Source organism: Bacillus sp. LUNF1 (genome assembly GCF_011008975.1).
Taxonomy (GTDB): Bacteria; Bacillota; Bacilli; order Bacillales; family Bacillaceae; genus Bacillus; species Bacillus velezensis.
Genome location: NZ_CP048876.1, coordinates 1,608,498 through 1,630,301, shown reverse-complemented (window position 1 = coordinate 1,630,301; position 21,804 = coordinate 1,608,498). Strand labels below are relative to the sequence as shown.

Annotated in this window: 25 protein-coding genes; all 25 read right to left on the bottom strand. The window is 45.2% G+C overall.

The genetic code is table 11. The annotated features are described in order from the left end of the window. Positions 1-2 precede the first annotated feature (2 nt). Complete coding sequence (gene fliP / locus G4O42_RS08215) at positions 3-668, bottom strand: flagellar type III secretion system pore protein FliP (protein ID WP_012117556.1); 666 nt, start codon at positions 666-668, stop codon at positions 3-5. Next, the gene (gene fliZ, locus G4O42_RS08210; protein WP_003154237.1) at positions 661-1,314 is read right to left on the bottom strand and encodes a flagella biosynthesis regulatory protein FliZ; all 654 of its coding nucleotides are present in this window, start codon (positions 1,312-1,314) and stop codon (positions 661-663) included. The genes fliP and fliZ overlap by 8 nt, the downstream gene beginning before the upstream one ends. 14 nt (positions 1,315-1,328) lie before the next feature. Next, entirely contained in the window at positions 1,329-1,691 is a 363-nt protein-coding gene (gene cheY / locus G4O42_RS08205) for a chemotaxis protein CheY (RefSeq protein WP_003154238.1), read from the bottom strand. Positions 1,692-1,717: 26 nt separating this feature from the next. Next, positions 1,718-2,872 carry a flagellar motor switch phosphatase FliY gene (gene fliY, locus G4O42_RS08200; protein WP_032874899.1) on the bottom strand — a complete coding sequence of 385 codons (1,155 nt, stop codon included), beginning with the start codon at positions 2,870-2,872 and terminating at the stop codon, positions 1,718-1,720. Beyond that, on the bottom strand, positions 2,862-3,860 hold the full coding sequence (gene fliM / locus G4O42_RS08195) for a flagellar motor switch protein FliM (RefSeq protein WP_003154240.1): 999 nt from the start codon (positions 3,858-3,860) through the stop codon (positions 2,862-2,864). The genes fliY and fliM overlap by 11 nt, the downstream gene beginning before the upstream one ends. Positions 3,861-3,893: 33 nt before the next feature. Continuing rightward, a complete protein-coding gene (gene fliL, locus G4O42_RS08190) occupies positions 3,894-4,313 on the bottom strand; it encodes a flagellar basal body-associated protein FliL (RefSeq protein WP_032874897.1) in 420 nt (139 codons plus the stop codon). Further along, complete coding sequence (gene swrD, locus G4O42_RS08185) at positions 4,310-4,525, bottom strand: swarming motility protein SwrD (protein ID WP_003154243.1); 216 nt, start codon at positions 4,523-4,525, stop codon at positions 4,310-4,312. The genes fliL and swrD overlap by 4 nt, the downstream gene beginning before the upstream one ends. 39 nt (positions 4,526-4,564) lie before the next feature. Continuing rightward, on the bottom strand, positions 4,565-5,341 hold the full coding sequence (gene flgG / locus G4O42_RS08180; RefSeq protein WP_007409783.1) for a flagellar basal body rod protein FlgG: 777 nt from the start codon (positions 5,339-5,341) through the stop codon (positions 4,565-4,567). 24 nt (positions 5,342-5,365) lie between these two features. Beyond that, a complete protein-coding gene (flgD, locus tag G4O42_RS08175) occupies positions 5,366-5,806 on the bottom strand; it encodes a flagellar hook assembly protein FlgD (protein ID WP_007409782.1) in 441 nt (146 codons plus the stop codon). Then, entirely contained in the window at positions 5,807-7,150 is a 1,344-nt protein-coding gene (locus G4O42_RS08170) for a flagellar hook-length control protein FliK (RefSeq protein WP_032874895.1), read from the bottom strand. A 6-nt stretch (positions 7,151-7,156) separates the two neighbouring features. Continuing rightward, positions 7,157-7,771: a MotE family protein gene (locus G4O42_RS08165; RefSeq protein ID WP_015388236.1), complete on the bottom strand. Its 615-nt coding sequence runs from the start codon at positions 7,769-7,771 to the stop codon at positions 7,157-7,159. Between the two features lie 11 nt (positions 7,772-7,782). After that, positions 7,783-8,226 carry a flagellar export protein FliJ gene (gene fliJ / locus G4O42_RS08160; protein ID WP_032874893.1) on the bottom strand — a complete coding sequence of 148 codons (444 nt, stop codon included), beginning with the start codon at positions 8,224-8,226 and terminating at the stop codon, positions 7,783-7,785. A gap of 5 nt (positions 8,227-8,231) precedes the next feature. Further along, complete coding sequence (fliI, locus tag G4O42_RS08155; RefSeq protein ID WP_007611430.1) at positions 8,232-9,548, bottom strand: flagellar protein export ATPase FliI; 1,317 nt, start codon at positions 9,546-9,548, stop codon at positions 8,232-8,234. Beyond that, positions 9,545-10,300: a flagellar assembly protein FliH gene (gene fliH, locus G4O42_RS08150; RefSeq protein WP_032874891.1), complete on the bottom strand. Its 756-nt coding sequence runs from the start codon at positions 10,298-10,300 to the stop codon at positions 9,545-9,547. The genes fliI and fliH overlap by 4 nt, the downstream gene beginning before the upstream one ends. Beyond that, the gene (fliG, locus tag G4O42_RS08145; protein WP_003154256.1) at positions 10,293-11,309 is read right to left on the bottom strand and encodes a flagellar motor switch protein FliG; all 1,017 of its coding nucleotides are present in this window, start codon (positions 11,307-11,309) and stop codon (positions 10,293-10,295) included. Before fliG ends, fliH begins: the two co-directional genes overlap by 8 nt. Positions 11,310-11,321: 12 nt before the next feature. Then, positions 11,322-12,932, bottom strand: coding sequence for a flagellar basal-body MS-ring/collar protein FliF (gene fliF / locus G4O42_RS08140; protein WP_032874889.1), 1,611 nt, complete (start codon positions 12,930-12,932; stop codon positions 11,322-11,324). Between the two features lie 42 nt (positions 12,933-12,974). Further along, complete coding sequence (fliE, locus tag G4O42_RS08135) at positions 12,975-13,295, bottom strand: flagellar hook-basal body complex protein FliE (RefSeq protein WP_007409777.1); 321 nt, start codon at positions 13,293-13,295, stop codon at positions 12,975-12,977. 10 nt (positions 13,296-13,305) lie between these two features. Beyond that, the gene (gene flgC, locus G4O42_RS08130) at positions 13,306-13,758 is read right to left on the bottom strand and encodes a flagellar basal body rod protein FlgC (RefSeq protein WP_007409776.1); all 453 of its coding nucleotides are present in this window, start codon (positions 13,756-13,758) and stop codon (positions 13,306-13,308) included. After that, positions 13,758-14,147 carry a flagellar basal body rod protein FlgB gene (gene flgB / locus G4O42_RS08125; protein WP_003154260.1) on the bottom strand — a complete coding sequence of 130 codons (390 nt, stop codon included), beginning with the start codon at positions 14,145-14,147 and terminating at the stop codon, positions 13,758-13,760. The genes flgC and flgB overlap by 1 nt, the downstream gene beginning before the upstream one ends. A gap of 353 nt (positions 14,148-14,500) precedes the next feature. Then, complete coding sequence (gene codY, locus G4O42_RS08120) at positions 14,501-15,280, bottom strand: GTP-sensing pleiotropic transcriptional regulator CodY (protein ID WP_003154263.1); 780 nt, start codon at positions 15,278-15,280, stop codon at positions 14,501-14,503. Positions 15,281-15,317: 37 nt separating this feature from the next. After that, complete coding sequence (gene hslU, locus G4O42_RS08115) at positions 15,318-16,721, bottom strand: ATP-dependent protease ATPase subunit HslU (RefSeq protein ID WP_007611413.1); 1,404 nt, start codon at positions 16,719-16,721, stop codon at positions 15,318-15,320. Positions 16,722-16,737: 16 nt separating this feature from the next. Then, entirely contained in the window at positions 16,738-17,283 is a 546-nt protein-coding gene (hslV, locus tag G4O42_RS08110; protein WP_003154267.1) for an ATP-dependent protease subunit HslV, read from the bottom strand. Positions 17,284-17,298: 15 nt separating this feature from the next. Continuing rightward, entirely contained in the window at positions 17,299-18,216 is a 918-nt protein-coding gene (gene xerC, locus G4O42_RS08105; protein ID WP_007409774.1) for a tyrosine recombinase XerC, read from the bottom strand. A 69-nt stretch (positions 18,217-18,285) separates the two neighbouring features. Beyond that, entirely contained in the window at positions 18,286-19,593 is a 1,308-nt protein-coding gene (gene trmFO, locus G4O42_RS08100; protein WP_012117550.1) for an FADH(2)-oxidizing methylenetetrahydrofolate--tRNA-(uracil(54)-C(5))-methyltransferase TrmFO, read from the bottom strand. A 64-nt stretch (positions 19,594-19,657) separates the two neighbouring features. Then, positions 19,658-21,733 carry a type I DNA topoisomerase gene (gene topA / locus G4O42_RS08095; protein WP_029325907.1) on the bottom strand — a complete coding sequence of 692 codons (2,076 nt, stop codon included), beginning with the start codon at positions 21,731-21,733 and terminating at the stop codon, positions 19,658-19,660. Between the last annotated feature and the right edge of the window lie 71 nt (positions 21,734-21,804).

Sequence of the window (21,804 nt, the reverse complement as noted above, 5' to 3'; positions counted from 1 at the left end):
CCCTAAAAGCTGTCAAGCAAAGATTTCACGATTAAATACCATCCATCGACCAAAACGAAAAGCAATATTTTAAAGGGCAGAGAGATCATAACCGGCGGTAGCATCATCATTCCCATTGACATTAAGACGCTCGCCACGACCATATCGATAATTAAAAACGGAATAAAAATCATAAAGCCCATTTGAAAAGCGGTTTTGAGTTCTGATATCGCATAAGCGGGCACCATCGTCGTCAAAGGAATATCCTGAATCGATTCAGGTTTTTTCATTTTGGCATAGTTCATAAACAGCGCCAGATCCTTCTGCCTTGTATGCTTGCTCATATACTCTTTAATCGGCTTCTCGGCTTTTGTATATGCTTCATCGAGACTGATTTTGTTGTCCATCAGCGGCGTTAAGGCTTCCTTATTAATCTCTGAAAAAGTCGGCGCCATAATAAAAAACGTCAAGAACAGCGCAAGGCCGATTAAAACCTGGTTGGGAGGCATGTTCTGCGTCGCCAGTGAGGTTCTTACAAAAGACAGAACGATGACGATTCTCGTAAAGCAGGTCATCAAAATCAGAATCCCCGGCGCCACTGAAAAGACAGTCAATAGCAGCAGTAATTTAACAGTGGAGCTGACTTCGGTCGGACTGTTTGAATTAAAAAGATTAATAAATTCATTCATGATGATAAGGGCCTTTCTTCTTTCCTTCAGAACGGCTTTGTTTCAGCTCGTTCAGCTGTTCTTTCAGCGCTTTCGAAAACGACGGAAGCATCGTTTGCGGCTTTTTTTCTCCATCCTTACGCGGATTTACGAGCTTGGTCCATTCCACTTTTGAAGACATCGACTCTTCGTATTGGCTCAGAATCGCCTCGCGCTCTTTTTCATCTTCAATTTCTTTTAAAAGCTGTATCGTTTCGCCCACACCGACTACGAGAACGCTGTTTCCCACTTTAATCAGCTGCACGGAACGGTTTTGGCCGACTGACGTTCCGCCGATATTTTCTACATATTGAAACGGCTTCAGCAGACGGTTTCTTCTATTCATCAGTTTGACAAATCCATAGATCAGCAGAATAACGAATAATAACGCCCCAATCATCTTTACAAAATCAAAAGCGGAGACAGAAGATGCAGAAGCATCCCCTATCTCTTGATCAGCCGTTTGTTTCGATGTATCGCTTTTTTTCTCTGTTTTGTTTGTTGATTGTTTGTCAAACCATTCGTTGACGGTGGAATTGTCAGACTCCGCCGCAAAAGCAGGGAACGGATGTACATTGAGTAAAACGAAACAACAAATCAAAGCTAGTAAACCATGACTCTTTTTCAACAGTCGTACACCCTTTAGCTTAATGTTTTATTAATAGCTTCAAGCACGCGGTCCGCTTGGAACGGTTTCACGATAAAGTCTTTTGCGCCGGCTTGAATCGCGTCAATAACCATTGACTGCTGACCCATAGCCGAACACATGATGATTTTCGCCTGCGGATCGATTTGTTTAATTTCCTTTAAAGCTGTAATCCCATCCATTTCAGGCATTGTAATATCCATTGTCACTAGGTCGGGGGAATGCTCTTTGAATTTTTCGACTGCCTGCGCTCCGTCTGAAGCTTCAGCTACAACGTCAAAACCGTTCTTCACTAAAATATCTTTGATCATCATTCTCATAAATGCTGCATCGTCTACAATTAAAATTCTGTGTGCCATAATCTGTTTCTCTCCTCTATGTTCGCTTATTTTAAATTGTTAAGGCGGTCTGCCTGACTTAAAATATCAGTGACTCTCACGCCGAAGTTTTCTTCTATGACAACGACCTCGCCCTTTGCCACGATCCGCTGGTTGACCAGGATGTCAACAGGTTCACCAGCCAGCTTGTCAAGCTCAATAATGCTTCCCGCAGAAAGTTCAAGGATTTCTTTGACACTTCTCTTCGTTCTGCCGAGCTCAACCGTAACGGAAAGCGGAATATCCATCAGCATATCAAGGTTATTCCTTGATCCTTGCGCCGCTTCGTTATGATCAAACGCCTGGAATTCTACCGGAGCGACTTGAACAGGAGCAGCTTTTTTTGCGGTTCCCTGTCTCTTCGGAAGCTCGGGTTTTGCCTGCGGCTCCGGCTGCATGGCAGGCTCCGGCTGCATGGCAGGCTCCGGCTGCGGCGTTTCGTATGTTTGCTGAGGTTCTGATACGGTTTCTGCGGCCTCTGACTCATGCTGGTCTGCAGTCATCAGGTCTGCGATCAGATCTTTCGCAAACGTAATCGGATAAAGCTGCATGATGCTCGAATCGATTAATTCGCCGACTTTCAGACGGAATGACACTTTTACGAGCAGGTCATCCTCAGGTATTCTGTCGGTCCCTTTTTCTTCCGTCACATCCAGAAGTTCAACCCTTGGCGGAGAAATGTCAATCTTTTTACTGAACACGGTCGACATTGACGTAGCAGCCGAGCCCATCATTTGATTCATTGCTTCCTGCACGGCGCTCAGGTGGATTTCACCGAGTGACGGATCGGCGCCCCGGCCGTCACCGCCGATCATCAAATCCGCGATGATGGCCGCGTCGCTTTGTTCGACGACGAGCAAATTGCTGCCGTCAAAGCCTTCTGTGTAGTTCACTTCAATGGCAACATACGGATGAGGAAATTCATCACTGATTTTGCTTTTTGAAATGACGGTCACACTCGGGGTCGTAATGTCCACTTTTTGATTTAAAAGAGTGGACAGCGCCGTAGCCGAGCTGCCGAACGAAATATTCCCGATTTCTCCGATCGCATCGCGCTCAAGTTCAGACAAGTTCGCCCCTTGAGGCTGTTCTGTATCCTCTGATTGACTGTTTGTGCCGTTAAGAAGAGCATCGATTTCATCTTGAGATAATCTATTGTTCATCTTGTTCACCTCTTATGTCGTGATCTAAAATTTGCACTGCCTGTCTTCGATTCACCCGGCCGGCCTGCCCTAAAAACTTCGGTTTGTTTCCGACCAATACAGTAAGAGGATCAGTCACTGATTTGTCCAGAGTTATACAGTCCCCGACTTCCAAACTTAAAAATTCTTCTATTGTCAGTTCAGAAGCGCCCAAGAGAGCCACAACGGGAATTTGAGCCGTCATGATGCGCTTTTCAAGCAACTTCGTTTCTTCGGGCTTCGCTTCATTCCGGTCTGATTGCATCCAATAATGTACGGAAAGCTTAGGGATAATCGGCTCAAGTACGACATGGGGAATACAAAGATTAATGACACCGCTGATTTCACCTATCTGCGTATTGAGAGAAATAACAACGACTGTTTCATTTGGGGAAACCATCTGTACAAACTGAGGATTCACTTCAAATTCAGTCATTTCAGGGTCAATATCAGCAATCGATTGCCAAGCTTCTTTGTAGTTGCCCAGTGCATTTTCAAATAAGTTAGAAATAATATTCGTTTCAATTTCCGTAAGGCTGTCAGCTTTGTTATGAGTGATGCCGATGCCTCCCATGACGCGGTCAAGCATTGCGTATGCGATGGTGGGATTAACCTCCATCATGATTCTGCCTTCCATCGGATGAACATCGAATAAATTTAAAATCGTCATGTTCGGTATGGAACGGATAAATTCTTCATACGGCACCTGGTCAACTGAGCTGACGGATATATGAATATACGTTCTGAGCTTGGCGGAAAAGTGTGTTGTGAGAAGCCTCGCAAAGTTATCATGTATCCGGGTTAAACTGCGTATTTGATCTTTCGAGAATCTGAGAGCCCGTTTAAAATCATATACCTTTACTTTTTTCTCTTTAACTTCTTTTTTCAGCTCTTCCGCATCCGCCTCACCCGTGGAAATGGCGGAAAGCAGTGCGTCTATTTCATTTTGGGAGAGAACTTCTCCTGACATTTTCTTCACCTCCGTATTCTGTCAAATTTGTTTTTATTGCAGATTAAAGGAGGTAATGTACACTTTCTGAACTTTTCCTTCTTGGAGATAGCTGTTTACTTTCTCTTTTAATGATTGTTTAAACGCTTCTCTTCCTTTATCTCCCTCAATCTCTCCGGCGCTTGTGTCGGCTAAAATGGAAATGATGTTGTCTTTCACCTGAAAATCGCGTTTTTCAAGTTCTTCCTTCGCTTTAGCCGAGTCGGTTTCAAGCTTGATGCCGATACGGATGATGCTGTCAGACTTTAAGTTTGTCGTAATATCGTCGACAGACACAGTGGCTGCAACGACTTCGTCAATTGTCGGCTTTTTGCCTTTGCCGGAATTTCCGCTGACGACAAAATATGCTGCCGTTCCGAGGCCGGCGATGACAATTAAAATAATCAGCAAAATGATGACTAATTTTTTCTTCATTCTTCTTCCTCTATTCCCTGATCCAGTGAAAATATTTGTATGCTATGGTAAAACGATATGACTTTTTTGAGAACTGCTTCTTCCGGTTCTTTCACTACGAATTTTTTGCCGTTGGACAGTGTAATCGTCGTGTCGGGGAAGCACTCAATCTGTTCGATAAACAGCGCGTTCAGCGTAAAAGGCTGGCCGTTTAAACGGGTGACTTGAATCATGCAATCCGGAGAAGCGGCCTAACCGCCTCTCCTCCCTCCTTACCGTTTCAGATTAACCAGCTCCTGAAGGATTTCATCTGAAGTCGTAATGATTTTTGAGTTTGATTGGAAACCGCGCTGAGCAACGATCATTTCGGTAAATTCATCTGTCAGATCTACGTTTGACATTTCAAGATAGCCTGCCAAAAGCTTACCCGTTCCGTTTTCGCCCGGAGTGGTGACTGCGCTCGCAGCTCCTGAACTTAATGATTCTCTGTAAAGGTTGCCTCCGATTTTTTCCAGACCGGCGCTGTTAGGGAACGTGACCAGACCGATTTGTCCGGCATCATGAACCTCATCCCCTGCATCAGTGTATGTAACGGTTCCGTCTGCACCGATGCTGTAATCTTTCGCATCAGTCGGAATATTGATTTTGCCGCCGCCGATTTTTTCAAGATAGTACCCGTCAGTCGTAACAAGGTTCCCTTGATTGTCCTTTCCGAAATTCCCCGCACGTGTGTAAACAATTCCCGCGCCTGTATTAATCTGAAAGTAGCCGTCTCCGTCAATGGCTAGGTCGGTTTTATTCTGTGTAGCCTGCGGGGCGCCGGTTGAATGAACAACATCAATGGAAGAAGTCGCGGCACCTAAGCCGATTTGTTTTGAATTGGTCACGTTTGAACCGCCGGCGACTGTCTGGCTGATCATATCTTTAAATGTAACGCGGCTTTTCTTAAATCCCACTGTGTTGACGTTGGCGATGTTATTGCCGATTACATCTAGTTTTGTCTGAAAGTTTTTCATGCCGCTGATACCGGAATATAATGAACGTAACATGTTAAATTCCCCCTGGGTTTCTTTTTATTTAGATGTTTCGCTGACGGCCGTCACATTCCACGGACTGACCTCTTTGCCATTTTCAAGCACGAGCACGTAATTGCCGTTTGAATGCTTGACTGAATTGACCGGGCTTGTCTGGTCCTTCCCGTCGCTGTCGCTGAATGTGACATTTTTACCGATCCAGTTCACATACATCGTAAACGGATCTTGATTTTCTACAAATTTAGTCATCGTCGTATTCATATTCATCATTTGCTCCAATGAAGAAAATGTCGCCATCTGGCTTATGAATTCTTTGTCATCAACCGGATTGAGCGGGTCCTGGTTTTGAACCTGTGTCATTAAGATCTTCAGAAATTCGTCTTTCCCTAAATTCGTGCTGCTGTTTACTGCGGAGGTGCTCTTCGCGCTTGAAGTGGTTGAAGCGCCCGCCGCGGCATAATCCGAGTTTACTGATGTCAACTATTCTTCCTCCATTTCATTGAGAGAAAGCTCCTCCAGCATATCTCCGAAATCGCCTGACTGCTGCTGGTTCTTCTGCTCTCTCTGTCCCTGATGCTGCTGTTTATTGTGATCGGCCGTCTGCCCGTAAACAGGCTGCTGATCCCCGCTTTGAAGCGGGACTGTAAAACGGTCGACTTGGACCGACATATTCGGAAGCGACTGTTTCAGCTGAGGAAGATGCTGTTCCAGCAGCTCTTTCGCGGACTGGCTGGATGCGATTATTTTGCTTTGAAACATCCCGTTTTCGTTTGTCACCTTAATTGTGACAAATCCGAGGTTCTCGGGATTAAGACGAATCGTAAAGCTTCCGGTTGTTTTCCCGAAAGGCGTGTATTTCATCTGTTTCCAGCCGCTGATGACCTGATCCGTTAACGGTTTATTTTCTGCCGGCTGCTGTTCAGCTCCTGCGGACGTTTGCTGAATGCCGGCAAGGCTTCTCGCTCCCGAAAACAGTATATGTGCAGACAATTTGCTGTCAGGCGCCTTTGCGTGAGAAACCGTGCCGCCGTTTTGCTGTTCTGTTTTCCCGGCTGACTCTTGGGATGATTCAGATGATTGAGATAACACAAAAGCTTTCAGCTCAGTTTCAGCCATATCCCATTCCTTTGTTCCCTTTTGAGAAAGGCCCGCAAGCTGCTCCGCGACGCTTTGAAAGCTCTTCAGCTCAGCGGCTGTCATGGAGTAAAGTTTAGATGCAGATTCGTTTTTCGGAAAAAATGTCTGCCGCAGGTCTTGAATCACGCGGTCCGGAACGCCTTGTTTTTTCAATGCCTCTAATAAACGGGCGCCTTCCTGGTAAACCGCCTTTGCCTTCGCGCTGTCAGGCAGTTCCTGCTGAGATGTGAAGAGCTGAGATACGGCTTCTTGAATGAAAAGCAGCCCCTTCTCAAGCGCATCCTTGACGGAATCCCCGTCTTTTGCGGAAGAATCCGGCTCATCCGTTTCAGGCTTCGCCCCATGCTGTTTTCCCGCTAACATGTCTTCAACAGATTCGGCAAGCTGTTTCAATAAAGGAAGAGCCGTTTCAGCCGTCTGCTTTCCTTCAAGAGCTTTTACCGCCTCAAGCAGCTGTTTTAGCTGCAATTCTTTTTCTTCCGGGCCGGCTTTCAGCCAATCACCGATTTTCGATAGGGCATCATTCAGCTCTGCGTCACTTGTTTTTGTTTCATCTCCGGGCTGCCGGGGAGAAGTGATTTCCGACAGGAGCCAGTTCTGAAATAGACCTAAGCTGTTCACATTCATCTTCACATTGCTGTTTTGCGCAGTCTGCGTACGATTACCCGTTAATTCAAGCAGCTTCAACTTACATCACTCCTTATTTCCGTCAGCGGATAGTTTTTCTGTATATTTAGCCGCTTGTTCAGGAGTCATTTTCGTCAAGATTTCAGCAAGCTGCTTTTTACTTAATCCGTTTAAAATATCGAGGGCTTCTTTTTCTTTCAGCTTTACGATAATGCTTGCCGCTTTACCGCTGTCCATACTTTTATAGATGTTGATCATTTTATCTTTTCCGGCTGAATCCGAAGCGTCTTTTTTCGTTTCATCCGTCTTCGTTTTCTGCTGCTGTTCAGCTTCCTGTTTCAGTGAACGGATTTTCTGATTCAGATTATCGATTTCGGACTTGCTTGTGTCTAAATCTTTATTCAAAATGTTAATTTCACTTTTTTGTTCCTTTATGGTCTTTTCAAGAGAAGCCGTTCTGTCTTCTTTCTGCTTTTCCGCCGCGCTTTTCATTTCTTTCGTTTCGGGAACCAATTCTTTTAAAACAGGCGTTTTAGCGGCTGTTTCCTGAATCGGCTTCATCACATCAACGCCGGCAGCCCAAAGGATGATGCTTGCGACGATGATCAGAAAAATCAGCGGGATCATGATAAAAAGCAGGATTGAACCGAACTTTCCAGATCTCTTTTCTTTATCGGCCATTTCATTCGCTCCTAATGCCCCTGAATCATAAACTGCTTGATTGAAATGTCGTCCATTTCCCTCATCTCTGCAGCTTTGTCTTCAAGTGCGAACATATTAAATTGTTTTTCCCGCATTTTTTCAAATTTCTTTACTTCAATGTTTTTTTCGGTGAGCTGTTCCTGCTTCTCATTCATTTCATTTCGTTTCATGATGACAAGCTTTTGATAATGATAGATGGTGTTCTCAAGATTGGAAACGAAGTGCTGATAATGTCTCATTTCCTGAACGCTCATCCCGCATTTCAGCTTTGATTCTTTGTCTTTTTCGAGCAATTCTTTTTTGCTCATATTTTCATATAGTTTTTCAGCCACTGTCTCAAATTCAGAAACCGATTGTCTGTATTCAGTCAATGTTTGGTCTTTTTCATTTTCTTTTAATTCCAGCAGCTTTTGAAATCTGAATTGGTATGCCACGATGTTTATTCCTCTTTTCCTGTCAGACTCGTCAATGCCGCAATGCTGTCTTCCAATTGAGCAGGTTCTTCCGTTCCTTGTTTTAAAAATTGAATAAGCTGCGGATAAAACTGAATCGCTTCATCAATTTCTCTTGATGATCCTCTTTTGTAAGCTCCGATATTAATGAGATCTTCAGAGTTTTGATAAGTTGACAGAAGATCGCGGAATTTGTTGGCCGCCTCTATATGCGATGTGTCTGAAATATTAGACATGACCCTGCTGATGCTTTTCAGGATGTTCACGGCCGGGAACTGCCCTTTGTTGGCAAGCGCCCGATCGAGAACGATATGGCCGTCTAATATTCCGCGCACCGTATCGGCAATCGGTTCGTTCATGTCATCTCCGTCAACGAGAACCGTATAAAAAGCGGTTATCGTTCCTTGTTCATTCGCGCCCGTTCTTTCCAGCAAACGGGGCAAAATAGCGAACACAGAAGGTGTATATCCTTTTGTTGTCGGCGGTTCTCCCGCTGCCAGGCCGATTTCCCGCTGAGCCATCGCGACCCTAGTGACAGAGTCCATCATGAACATCACATTCCGGCCTTTATCGCGGAAGTACTCTGCAATGGCGGTGGCCGTATACGCCGCTTTCAAACGCATTAAGGCAGGCTGATCAGAGGTCGCGACTACGACTATCGAGCGTTTCAGGCCTTCTTCGCCTAAATCCTTCTCGATGAATTCACGCACCTCGCGCCCCCGTTCACCGACGAGTGCGATAATGTTTAAATCAGCTTCAGTCTGCTTCGCGATCATTCCCATCAGGGTGCTTTTTCCGACTCCGCTTCCGGCAAAAATCCCGATTCTCTGCCCTTTTCCTACCGTCAGCAGACTGTCAATCGATCTGACGCCGACACCCATCTTTTCCCGTATCGGCGGGCGTTTCATCGGGTTTGGCGGCGGCTGCTCCGTCGAAACGGGGGACAATCCTTTCGGAAGCGCCCGGCCGTCAAGAGGTTCGCCGAACGCGTCGACAACCTGTCCGATTAAACCCGCGCCTACTTTGATGCGGAGCGACTCGCCAGTGGCCTCAACAATGCTGCCCGGCGCGATGCTGGCCGCTTCCAGATAAGGCATTAGCAGAATGTTTTCATCCTGGAAGCCTACAACCTCAGCTTTAATCGCTTTTTTCGCATGGCCTTTCGGATAAATGAGACAAACATCTCCGATCGAGCTTTCGGGCCCTTTTGATTCAATCATCAGCCCGATGACCCGTTTAACCTTGCCGTAGCGCTTGTACGGATCCGCTGTTTCAATTGAGTCTATTAAATACTGTGTCTTCATTGCTCCGCTCCCGCCTCAAGCGCCGTTAAAAGTTTTTGCTTTAATTGCATCAGCTGGGTGTCTATGCCTGCATCGACACGTCCGAACGGAGTTTCTATCGAGCACGTTCCCTTCGCGGCTTTTTCATCGGCATATAAGCTTAATCTGCATTCTTTGTATAACAGCTGCTGAATTTCGTCCATATGCTGATGAACCGTCTCATAATATTCAGGGTCCACATAGATGGAGATGTCATCATAATCTTTTACTTCGGCTACTACCTGCTTGACCAGCAGAAGGAAAGCCTCTTTATCATCACTTTTTTGCCGCCATACTTTTTTAGCGAGCGCAACTGAAAGCTCAATAATTTCTTCCTCAGCGCTTTCCAGTTTTTCCTCGACTGACTGTCTCGCCATTTCCATAACGGCATTGGCCCGGCTGATGAGATTAGCGTATTCAGCTTGAGCCTCGGCTTTTCCCAATGCCATGCCCTCTTCATATCCTTCTGCCTTTGCTTCTTCTATCAATCTTTGTTTTTCTTCCACCCAGCGGTTTTTCTCTTCTTCAATCTGCCGAAGAGTGTGCTCAAATTGATTTTTCGCTTCTTCAGACACCCTGTCGGCTTCTGCTTTGGCAAAAGCCATGAGAGCCTCTGGATTTTCGGGTTCCTCCCGATCTGGCTGGGAATGTGTTTTCCTGACTTCCTGCAAGGAAAGCTTGCGCCGTTTTTGTTCAGGAGAAAATGATGATTGCTGTTTAATGATATTAGACAATAATATCGTCTCCTCCGCCTCGCGCGATTACAATTTCACCGGCTTCTTCCAGCTTGCGGACGACGCCCACGATTCTTGATTGCGCCTCTTCCACATCACGCAAACGCACAGGCCCCATAATTTCCATTTCCTCTTTAAACGTTTCAACCATACGCTGTGACATATTGCTGAAGACGATTTCTTTGACTTCCTCGCTCGCAACCTTCAATGAAAGCAGGAGGTCGTCGTTTTCAACGTCTCTGATCACGCGCTGAATCGCACGGTTATCAAGGGTGACAATATCTTCAAAGACAAACATCCGTTTTTTGATTTCATCCGCCAACTCAGGATCTTGGATTTCTAATGAATCAAGGATCGTTTTTTCCGTTCCTCTGTCTACGCCGTTTAACACTTCAACAACGGCTTCTATGCCGCCGGTCTGCGTATAATCCTGCGTAAAGGAGGAGGACAGCTTTTGTTCAAGGACCCGCTCCACTTCATTTATGATTTCAGGAGACGTTCTGTCCATAACCGCAATCCTTCTTGCCACCTCAGCCTGAACGTCCGGGTTCAGCTCAGACAAAATCTGTCCGGCCTGCACCGGGTCAAGGTAGGATAAAATCAGCGCCATCGTTTGCGGATGTTCCTGCTGAATGAAATTTAAAATCTGTTCGGGTTCCGCTTTTCTTGCGAAGTCAAACGGCTTTACCTGCAAAGAAGAGGTGAGCCTGTTTAAAATGCTTACCGCTTTGTCTTCTCCGAGCGCTTTTTCAAGCACTTGACGGGCGTAATTTAAACCGCCTTGTGAAATATAGTCCTGAGCGATTGCGATATTATGAAATTCTTCAATGATTTCATCTTTTCTTTGATGATCGACGCTTCTGACTCCCGAAATCTCGAGTGTCAATCTTTCAATTTCTTCTTCAGACAAATGCTTGTATACAGAAGCTGATACATCAAGGCCTAAGGAAATCATGAGGATGGCTGCTTTTTGTTTTCCTGTAAGCTTGTTCTGATCACGTTTCGCCATTTTCCATTCCCCCTAATCCTCGTCCAGCCAGCTTCGAAGCAATTTAGCAAAGTCTTCCGGTTTTTCTTTAGCCATTTTTTCAAGCTGTTTTCGTCTGACTGTTTCTTCCGTTTCAATTTTCTCTTCGTTGATATCAGGCAATCGAACCGGCTCCGGCGGTGTTTCATATTCATATTCTTCGTATTCATCCTCTTGTGAGCGTTTCTTTCTGATGAGGAGAATAATAAGCAGAATAATGGCCGCAAGCAGTACGCCGCCTGTAATGTATACCCAGATCGGAAGACCTGAAGATTGTGCCGAATCTGTGTTCAGGCTTGTTTTTCCGTCAAACGGCTGAACGGATACAACGATTTTATTGTTGATATCATTGTCTGTCAGGTTTTGATTTTGCGTTTCGTTTTTATCAAGAGACGTTCTGACGACCGTTCCTAAAATCTTCTGTATATCAGCCTGTCTCTGTGCTGATAAGGAAGCGGCATTTTTCGGATTAGGCGGCTCCACCATGACCTGAATGCCTAAATCACGCACTTTATACGGGCTTTCAGCGATTTCTTTATGGATGCGGTTGACTTCATAGTTGATTTTATTGCTGCTTTTTTCGTAGTCCCCGCTGTTTGAACCGCCGTTTGTCTCGGCATAGTTCGCGGTGTCATTGCTTCCCGTTCCGGCCGTGCCGCCGTTGGCCGCGCCGTCGCCTTTGTACGTTTCCGCAACTTTTTCGGCGCTTACCGCTATGCCTTCCATGTTATCTTTATCGACAGGTTCGACAGTGTCTTCAGTGCGTTTTTCCTTCGTGAAGTCAATATCCGCCGTTACGGAAACCACGACCTTATCCTGCCCCATCATTGTGCCGAGCAGTGACTGAACATGTTTTTGAACGTCCTTTTCGACCTGCGACTTAATACCTTGCTGAGAAGCATAACTGTCAGAAACGGACCCTGCACCGCCGTCACTTTTGTCATAATATGTAGAATTTTGATCCATTATGACGATATTATCTTCTTTTAAGTTCGGAACACTTTTAGAAACGAGATGGTACAGCCCGTTGATCTGGTTTTGATCAAGCGAGTAGCCCGGTTTAATCTGCAAAACGATTGAAGCGGATGCTGCCGGCTGATCTTCACCGACGAACACGGCTTCTTTCGGCATATTGATCATGACCTTCGAGCTTTTGATACCGTCCATTTCATTTATCAGGTTTGACAATTCGGTCTGAGTCGCCTCAACCTTTAAAACGTCAAACTCATTATCTGTCAGGCCGAAGCCCGCATTTTGTCCGAAGAACGAATAATCAATTGATCCCGTTTTCGGCAGGCCTTCTGCGGCAAGCTGGACTTTAAGCGAATCCACTTGGCTCTCAGGAACCTTAATGACCGTGCCGCCGTCAGCAAGTTCAGAAGACACCTTTTTCGTATCGAGCTCTTCTTTAATCTTCCCCGCTTCTTCCGCGGACAAATCTTTATAAAGAGGCACCATCTTTTCAGACGAAGTAAAAATAATAACGACGATGAGTAAAATAATGAATGCGGCCAAGCCGCTTACCATGAGTATCTTCTGTGTTTTTGATCTGTTGTTCCAAAACGCTGCCGTTTTGGTTTTCATTTGCATTAGAGTACGATTCATGTTAACCCCCGGTCATTCCAGTCATTCTCTTCAATCTGACCACTACATCTGCATTCTCATGATTTCCTGATAGGCTTCCACGGCTTTATTGCGGAATTCGGTAGCGGCCGTCAGAGAAATATTTGCTTTTTGGGCAGCGATCATGACCTCGTCAAGGTTTACATCCTTTCCTGCAGCCAGTTCGTTCGTTATTTGGTCAGATTTTACTTGTGACTCATTTAACGAATCAATAGAGTTTTTTAAAAGCTCCGAAAAGCTTGTTTGGTTTGAAGAATCAGTTTTTTGAGTTTGGTTTAATTGATTCGTTACGTTTTGAGTGTTTTGGGTTTGTTGAAGCTGAAAAGGAGTAATAGCGTTAACCACTTACATCACCTTACTTTCCGATTTCTAAAGCCTTCAAAAGCATGCCTTTGGAGGCGTTTAATGCAGTTACGTTTGCTTCATATGATCTCGAGCTGCTGACAAGATCCACCATTTCCTTTAATGGATCTACATTTGGTTTTTGTACATATCCGTCTTTATTCGCATCAGGATTCTCCGGATCATAAACGAGATTAAAAGCGGACGGGTCTTCCGTAACACCAGATACCTTTACGCCACTTCCCGCGCTCCCTGTTCCGTTCATCTTGGAATGTAAAAGGGACGAAAATGATTCGCCTCCGGATTGGAGAGATACCAGCTTTCTTCTGTAAGGCACCCATTCGCCATTTACCTGCTTCGCTCTCGTTGTATCCATATTGGCCAGGTTGGACGATACGACATCCATCCGGACACGCTGTGCAGTTAAAGCGGAACCCGAAATATTTAAGCTTTGAAAGCCACTCATTATTTTCCTCCTGTCAAGACGGTTTTCAGAGAATTGAATTTGCCGCTCATTCTTTCAACCAAAGCCTGATAATTAATTTGGTTTTCGGCTAAATCTGTCATTTCTTTGTCGATATCGACATTGTTTCCGTTTTGCTGGTACGATGTATCACTGCTGGACACGATAGAATAATCGTCCCCCGAACCCGTAAAGTCAACGTGCCGATAGTCGGTTTTTACAGCCTCAAGATTGGATGTTTCCTGATCTAACAAATTTCGGAAAGAGACTTTTTTTGCCTTGTAGTTCGGTGTATCTATATTGGCGATATTATTAGTTAAGACTTTTTGCTTAATGTCCGCTCTCCCCAAGGCATTCTCAAGATTTTGTATAGTTCCAGAAAATAAGTCCAAATCCACTTACCTCCATTTCAGATATTTTTCTCCTAAAAATCCTTGTCGAGAATTGTAAAACCATATGCTTATTGTAAGAAATAACAGGCTTAAAGTCTATGAAGTTAGGCTAAAAAAAAGTGCTCAATTATATCTATTTTGTATGTAGGTATTAAGTCCTAGAATATTTGTACTACAAGGATTTGTTTAATATTAGACTGAAAATAGCAGAATTTCTGTATCTTCCTCCTTTTTTCACACAGCAAGATGGATTATCTCAGATCAGATTCCAATAAGCAACTTTAAACTGCAACTTTTCACCTATTGTCCATAAAAAAAGCAGGACGCCCATTTTTAGGGATCCTGCTTTTGTCTTAATGAGATTTAAGGTTTTCCAATTCAATAAGGAATTTGTTGTTCAGAACTTTAATGTACGTCCCCTTCATTCCCAGTGATCTGGATTCAATGACGCCTGCGCTTTCCAGCTTTCTCAGCGCGTTAACGATTACTGAACGCGTAATGCCGACACGGTCCGCAATCTTACTTGCCACAAGCAAGCCTTCGTTTCCGTCAAGCTCTTCAAAGATATGCTCAATCGCTTCAAGTTCACTGTAAGACAGAGAACTGATCGCCATTTGAACAACCGCTTTGCTTCGCGCCTCTTCTTCGATTTCTTCCGCTTTTTCTCTTAAAATCTCCATTCCTACAACGGTTGCTCCGTATTCAGCAAGAATGAGATCATCATCTTCAAATTGATCCTGCAGACGGGACAGAATGAGCGTGCCCAGTCTCTCTCCTCCGCCGATGATCGGCACGATCGTTGTTAAGCCCGCTTGGAACAGGTCTCTGTTTTCTACAGGAAACGCCGTGTATTCGCTGTTGATATCAAGGTTTGAAGACGTCTCCGGAACATTGAACAGATTTCTCGTGTACTCTTCCGGGAACTGGCGGTCTTCAAGCATTTTTTTCATGCGGTCATTTTCAATCTGCTGATTAATAGAGTAGCCCAAAAGCTTTCCTCTGCGGCTGACGACGAAAATATTAGAATCAATGACGTCACGAAGCGTTTCAGCCATTTCTTTAAAGTTTACGGGTTTGCCTGCCGCAGCCTGCAGCATGCTGTTAATAATTCGTGTTTTTTGTAGTAAAGCCATGATAAATAATCCTCCTAGAATTCCTCTTATTAAATTTTCACAATATAAATTGACTTAGATCTTTGTTGTTTGCAATCGTTCCGAGCTTTTCTTCAACGTATTGCGGCGTGATAGCGACTTTTTCCATCGTCACGTCCGGCGCTTCAAACGACAGGTCTTCCAAGAGACGTTCCAATATCGTGTGAAGCCTTCTCGCTCCGATGTTGTCCGTATCCTGATTCACATGATAAGCTACTTCGGCGATCTTACGAATAGCTTCGTCAGAAAATTCAAGAGATATACCTTCTGTCTGCAATAAAGCCTGATATTGTTTTAACAGGGCGTTATCAGGTTCGACGAGAATCTTCACAAAATCATCTACTGTCAGCTTGCTCAATTCTACACGAATCGGAAAGCGGCCCTGCAGCTCCGGAATCAGATCAGACGGTTTGGCCATATGGAATGCCCCGGCTGCGATAAACAGCACGTGATCTGTTTTGACGGAGCCGTATTTCGTGACGACGGTAGATCCTTCGACAATCGGAAGGATATCTCTTTGAACGCCTTCTCTCGATACATCTGCTGAGGAAGAAGCCCCTCCGTTTTTTGCGATTTTATCTATTTCGTCAATAAAGATAATGCCGCCCTCTTCAGCTCTTAACACGGCCTCTTGGCCGACTTCATCCATATCGATTAATTTGCCTGCCTCTTCATTGGTCAGAACCTTCCTTGCTTCTCTGACCGTCATTTTGCGGCGTTTTTTCTTTTTTGGCACCAGATTGCTCAGCGCATCCTGCATATTCATGCCCATCTGCTCCATCCCGGAGCCTTGCAGCATGTCAAACATCGACGGCTGCTGCTCTTCCACCTCTACGGAGACGTAATGGTCTTCGAGCTCTCCCAATGCGAGCTGATGCGCCATGCGCTTTCTTTTCTCTTCAAGGCTTGCTTCTTCCTGCTGGTCGGCTTCATCATCATTTGCCGCCTGGCTTCCTCCGAAAAGCATTTCAAACGGATTTTTCACACCCGCTTGTTTTTTCTTTCCCGGAACGAGAAGCCGCACTATACGTTTGTTTGCATTTTCTTCAGCCTGTTCTTTCACTTCGCTGATTTTTTCTTCTTTAATGAGCCGCACGGATGTCTCAACGAGGTCTCTGACCATTGATTCGACATCTCTGCCTACATAGCCGACTTCTGTAAATTTTGTCGCTTCAATTTTTATAAATGGCGCACCGGTAAGCTTGGCGATCCGTCTGGCGATCTCTGTTTTCCCCACCCCGGTCGGGCCCATCATCAGGATGTTTTTGGGAACGATCTCGTCTCTCAGTTTTTCATCAAGAAGACTTCTGCGATAGCGGTTTCTTAATGCCACGGCGACAGCTTTTTTCGCATCCTGCTGTCCTACAATGTATTGATCCAACCGATCTACGATTTGTCTCGGTGTTAACGGTTTGTTTTCCATGCGCCTCAAGTCCTTTCTATTCAAGTTCTTCCAAAATGATCTGATCGTTTGTGTACACACAAATCTCGCCCGCGATTTTCAAAGCGGCTTTTGCAATATCTTTGGCGGACAGATTCTCTCCGGCATAGGTTTTCAGCGCTCTTCCTGCTGACAGGGCGTAGTTTCCGCCGGAGCCGATTGCCAAAATGCCGTCATCCGGCTCAATCACTTCACCTGTTCCCGATACGAGAAGCAAGGTATCCTGGTTCATGACAATCAGCATGGCTTCCAGCTTGCGCAGCACTTTATCGCTGCGCCATTCTTTCGCAAGCTCAACCGACGCACGTTTTAAATTGCCGTTGTATTCTTCAAGCTTCGCCTCAAACATTTCAAAAAGTGTGAAAGCGTCTGCAACAGATCCTGCAAATCCGGCCAGAACCTTTCCGTTAAACAGCTTTCTCACTTTTCTCGCGGTATGTTTCATGACTACAGCCTGACCGAATGTGACCTGGCCGTCTCCTGACATAGCGCTTTTCCCGTTATGCTGGACGGCAAAAATCGTTGTCGCATGAAAAGATGACATGAGAAGGGCCTCCTTTTAATTTTCTTTAAAAGCTCTCGGGTGGTGGGACATATATGTGTTTCTCAGCATTTCCTTCGATACATGCGTGTATATCTGCGTAGAAGACAGATTGGAATGGCCCAAAAGCTCCTGGACGCTTCTTAAATCAGCCCCTTCATTCAGCAGATGAGTCGCAAACGTGTGCCGAAGCATATGCGGGTGTATATGTAAAGTGCCGGATGCTTTTTTTACAAGCCCGCTTAAAATATACCGGATTCCTCTGGCGGTCAGCGGGCCGCCTCTTTGATTGACAAACAGCACATCATGAGGCTCTTTTGCTTTTTCAAGCAGGCACTGCCTTCCGCTGTTGATATACAGCTCCAGCGCATCACGGGCATATGAGCCGAACGGGATATAGCGCTGCTTCTTGCCTTTCCCGTGAACGAGCACCGTATCCATGAACAGGTCAAGATCGCCGACAGTGAGCGTACAGCACTCACTGACCCTCATTCCGGTCGCATAAAGAAGCTCAAGCAGGGCCTGATCGCGCATCCCTGACGGCTGACTTCTGTCTGAAACAGCGAATAGTTCCTCAAGTTCTTTTTCATAAAGAAACTTCGGAATCCGTTTCTCTTGTTTCGGCAGATGAACAAGCTGAAACGGATTCTCTTCAACAAGCTTTTCCCTCATTAAAAATTTATAGAAGCTTCTCAAAGCTGAAATTTTCTTGCTGATTGTTTTTCTTGACAGGCCTTTTTCATAAGCCTCTGTCAAAAATATTCTCACATCATGATATGCAGCTTCTTTCATTCCATTTATATTTTGAGCATGCAGAAACATCCCAAATTCTTCAATCGAATTAACATAATTCACAATAGTATATTGTGAATAATTTTTTTCAATTTGTAAATATTCAACGAATAACTTTAAAAAAAAGTTAACATTCTCAGTCATTATGAAGACCTCCCTCTCCGAAGGGCTTTTAAATGGTATCATATAATGCATCGAAGTTGCAATGAAAAGCTATATCGTTTTCGAAATAGTTTGAATAGTTTCAATTGCGCGTTTAGCGTATTCTTCATTTCGTTCTTTTTTGTTTTTAATTTTTACAGGCAATTCTTTTAAGAGGCCGAAGTTTGCATTCATCGGCTGGAAGTTCTTCTGATTCGTCGTCGTAATGTAGTGAGCCATGCTTCCGATCGCCGTCTCCTGCGGGAATGTCACAAGATCCTGACCGAGCACAAGTTTGGCGGCATTGATTCCCGCTACAAGACCTGAAGCGGCAGATTCAACATAACCCTCTACGCCGGTCATTTGGCCCGCGAAAAACAGATCGTTCCGCTGTTTAAATTGATATGTCGGGTTCAAAAGGCTCGGCGAGTTGATAAATGTGTTTCTGTGCATGACGCCGTATCTGACGATATCAACATTTTCAAGACCGGGGATCAGTTTAAGCACTTCTTTTTGGTCTCCCCATTTTAAATGTGTCTGAAAACCTACAATATTATAAAGCGTTCCCGCCGCATCATCCTGTCTGAGCTGAACGACTGCATAAGGGCGCTTGCCTGTTTTCGGATCTTCCAGTCCGACCGGTTTCATCGGTCCGAACAGCATCGTTTTCTTGCCTCTTTTCGCCATGACTTCAATCGGCATGCAGCCTTCAAAGAAGATTTCTTTTTCGAATTCTTTTAAAGGTACCGTCTCAGCCGTCGTCAATGCTTCATAGAAACGGTCGAACTCTTCCTCTGTCATCGGGCAGTTTAAGTACGCCGCTTCTCCCTTGTCATAACGGGATTTTAAGTACACTTTCTCCATATCAAGGCTGTCTTTTTCGACAATCGGCGCCGCCGCGTCATAAAAATACAGATACTCTTCTCCCGTGAGCTCTTTCAGCTGCTGTGAAAGCGATTCTGACGTAAGCGGTCCGGTCGCGATAACAGTCGGGCCTTCCGGAATCTCTGTTACTTCCTCAGTAAGAACCGTTACGTTCGGATGGTTTTTCACGAGATCCGTCACGCTTTGCGCAAATTCATGACGGTCAACGGCAAGCGCTCCCCCGGCCGGAACCGAACATTTATCAGCAGATTGAATGATTGCCGAGTCAAGCGCCCGCATTTCTTCCTTTAATACGCCTACCGCATTGGCGAGTGTATTTGAACGGAGGGAGTTGCTGCATACCAGTTCGGCGAATTTATCAGTATGATGGGCTGCCGTCTGCCTGACGGGCCGCATTTCATATAGTTTCACTTGAATTCCTCGTTTTGCAAGCTGCCATGCCGCTTCACTTCCGGCAAGGCCTGCTCCGATTACATTAACTGTTTGCTGGTTCATTTCTTTTCATCTCCTGTTGTTTGTCCCTTCCACACAAAGAAGGTGAGCAAGGCTCTGCTCACCGCTACTTCTGTGGTTCTTCCTTATAATCGCATTCGACGCATTGTACTTGTATGCCTTTTTTAAGCTTTTTCTCTACGAGCATATTTTCACATTTCGGGCATTTTCGTTCAATCGGTTTGTCCCAAGATACGAAGTCGCATTCAGGATAACGGTCACAGCCGTAAAAGATGCGTTTCTTTTTTGATTTTCGTTCGACAATGTTTCCTTCATGGCACTTAGGGCATTTTACGCCGATTTGTTTGACAATCGGTTTTGTATTCCGGCAGTCAGGGAAGTTGGAGCACGCCATAAATTTGCCGTACCGGCCCATTTTATAAACCATCCGGGAGCCGCATAACTCACAATCTTCATCGGCGTATTCAGGTTCAATTTCCACTTCTTTCATTTCGGCTTCCGCTTTTTTCACGCGTTTTTCGAAATCAGTATAGAAGCTGTCAATGATTTGAACCCATTCTGTCTGGCCATCTTCAACATGGTCAAGGTCTCTTTCCATTTTAGCCGTGAATTCAACGTTAATGATTTCCGGGAAAAACTCCATGATAAGATCCAGCACGATCTGCCCAAGCTCAGTCGGCACAAACCGTTTATTGTCTAATCCCACGTAACCGCGGCGCTGGATGGTGTCAAGAGTCGGCGCATATGTCGAAGGACGGCCGATCCCCAGTTCTTCAAGCGTTTTAACCAGGCGCGCCTCTGTATAACGCGGAGGCGGCTGAGTAAAGTGCTGCTCAGGCTCAATATCTTTCGATAAAACCGTGTCTCCCTCTTTAAGGTCCGGAAGCATGCGGTCTTTTTCTTCCAGCTGATCGTCTTTACCCTCTACATAGACTTTCATGAAGCCGGCGAATTTGACTTTACTTCCGTTTGCCCGGAATGTCAATCCGTTATTGCTGAGATCGACGCTCATCGTATCAAGGACGGCAGGCGCCATCTGGCTTGCAACAAAGCGCTCCCAAATCAGCTTGTATAATCTGAGCTGGTCTCTTCCAAGCACCGCTTTTAAGTCGGCAGGTTTTCTGAGCACCGAAGTCGGGCGGATCGCTTCGTGGGCATCTTGAGCGTTTTCATTTTTCTTTGCCGGTTTCCGTTTTCCCGCTAAGTACTCTTTTCCGTACGCCTGATCAATAAAAGCTGACGCTTCTTCAACGGCTGTGTTGGAAATCCGCGTTGAGTCCGTTCTCATATACGTGATGAGCCCGACTGTCCCTTCTTTGCCGAGATCAATTCCTTCATATAATTGCTGAGCGATCATCATCGTTTTCTTCGCTCTGAAATTCAGCTTTCTTGCAGCCTCCTGCTGCAGAGTGGACGTTGTAAACGGCAGAGCGGGATTTCGTTTGCGCTCTTTTTTCGTAACCTTGTCAACTGTATACTTATTGCCTTTCAGCTGGGCAAGGATGGCTTTTACGTCTTCTTCGTTTTTTAAAGGAAGCTTTTTGCCGTTTTTTCCGAAAAATCCGGCTTCAAACGTCTCTTTTCCCTTTAAAAATGAGCCGGTAATCGTCCAGTACTCTTCAGGTTTAAAGTCGTTGATTTCCTTTTCCCGGTCGATGATCAGCCGGAGCGCAACGGATTGCACACGGCCCGCACTGAGGCCTTTTTTTACTTTTTTCCAAAGAATCGGGCTGATTTTGTATCCGACGAGTCTGTCTAGTATGCGGCGCGCCTGCTGCGCATCGACAAGATCCATATTAATCATGCGCGGATGTTTAAATGATTCTTTAATGGCGTCTTTCGTTATTTCATTAAAGACGACCCGGCAGTCCGAGCTGAGATCCAGATCAAGACTGTGTGCGAGATGCCATGCAATCGCTTCCCCTTCTCTGTCGGGGTCGGCCGCGAGATAGACTTTTTTTGCTTTCTTTGCCGCTGTTTTTAATTCTTTTAAAACAGGGCCTTTTCCGCGGATCGTAATATATTTCGGTTCAAAGTTCTGTTCGATGTCAACTCCCATTTGACTTTTCGGAAGATCCCGGACATGTCCCATTGAAGCTTTGACTTTATATTTCTTCCCTAAATAACGTTCAATCGTTTTCGCCTTTGCCGGCGATTCCACGATGACTAGATAATCAGACATTTTCATCCCCCTCAAGAGGTGTTCTCTCTCTTTTCAAGTATCAATTTATTTTAGAGCTGCCTTTTTATGGC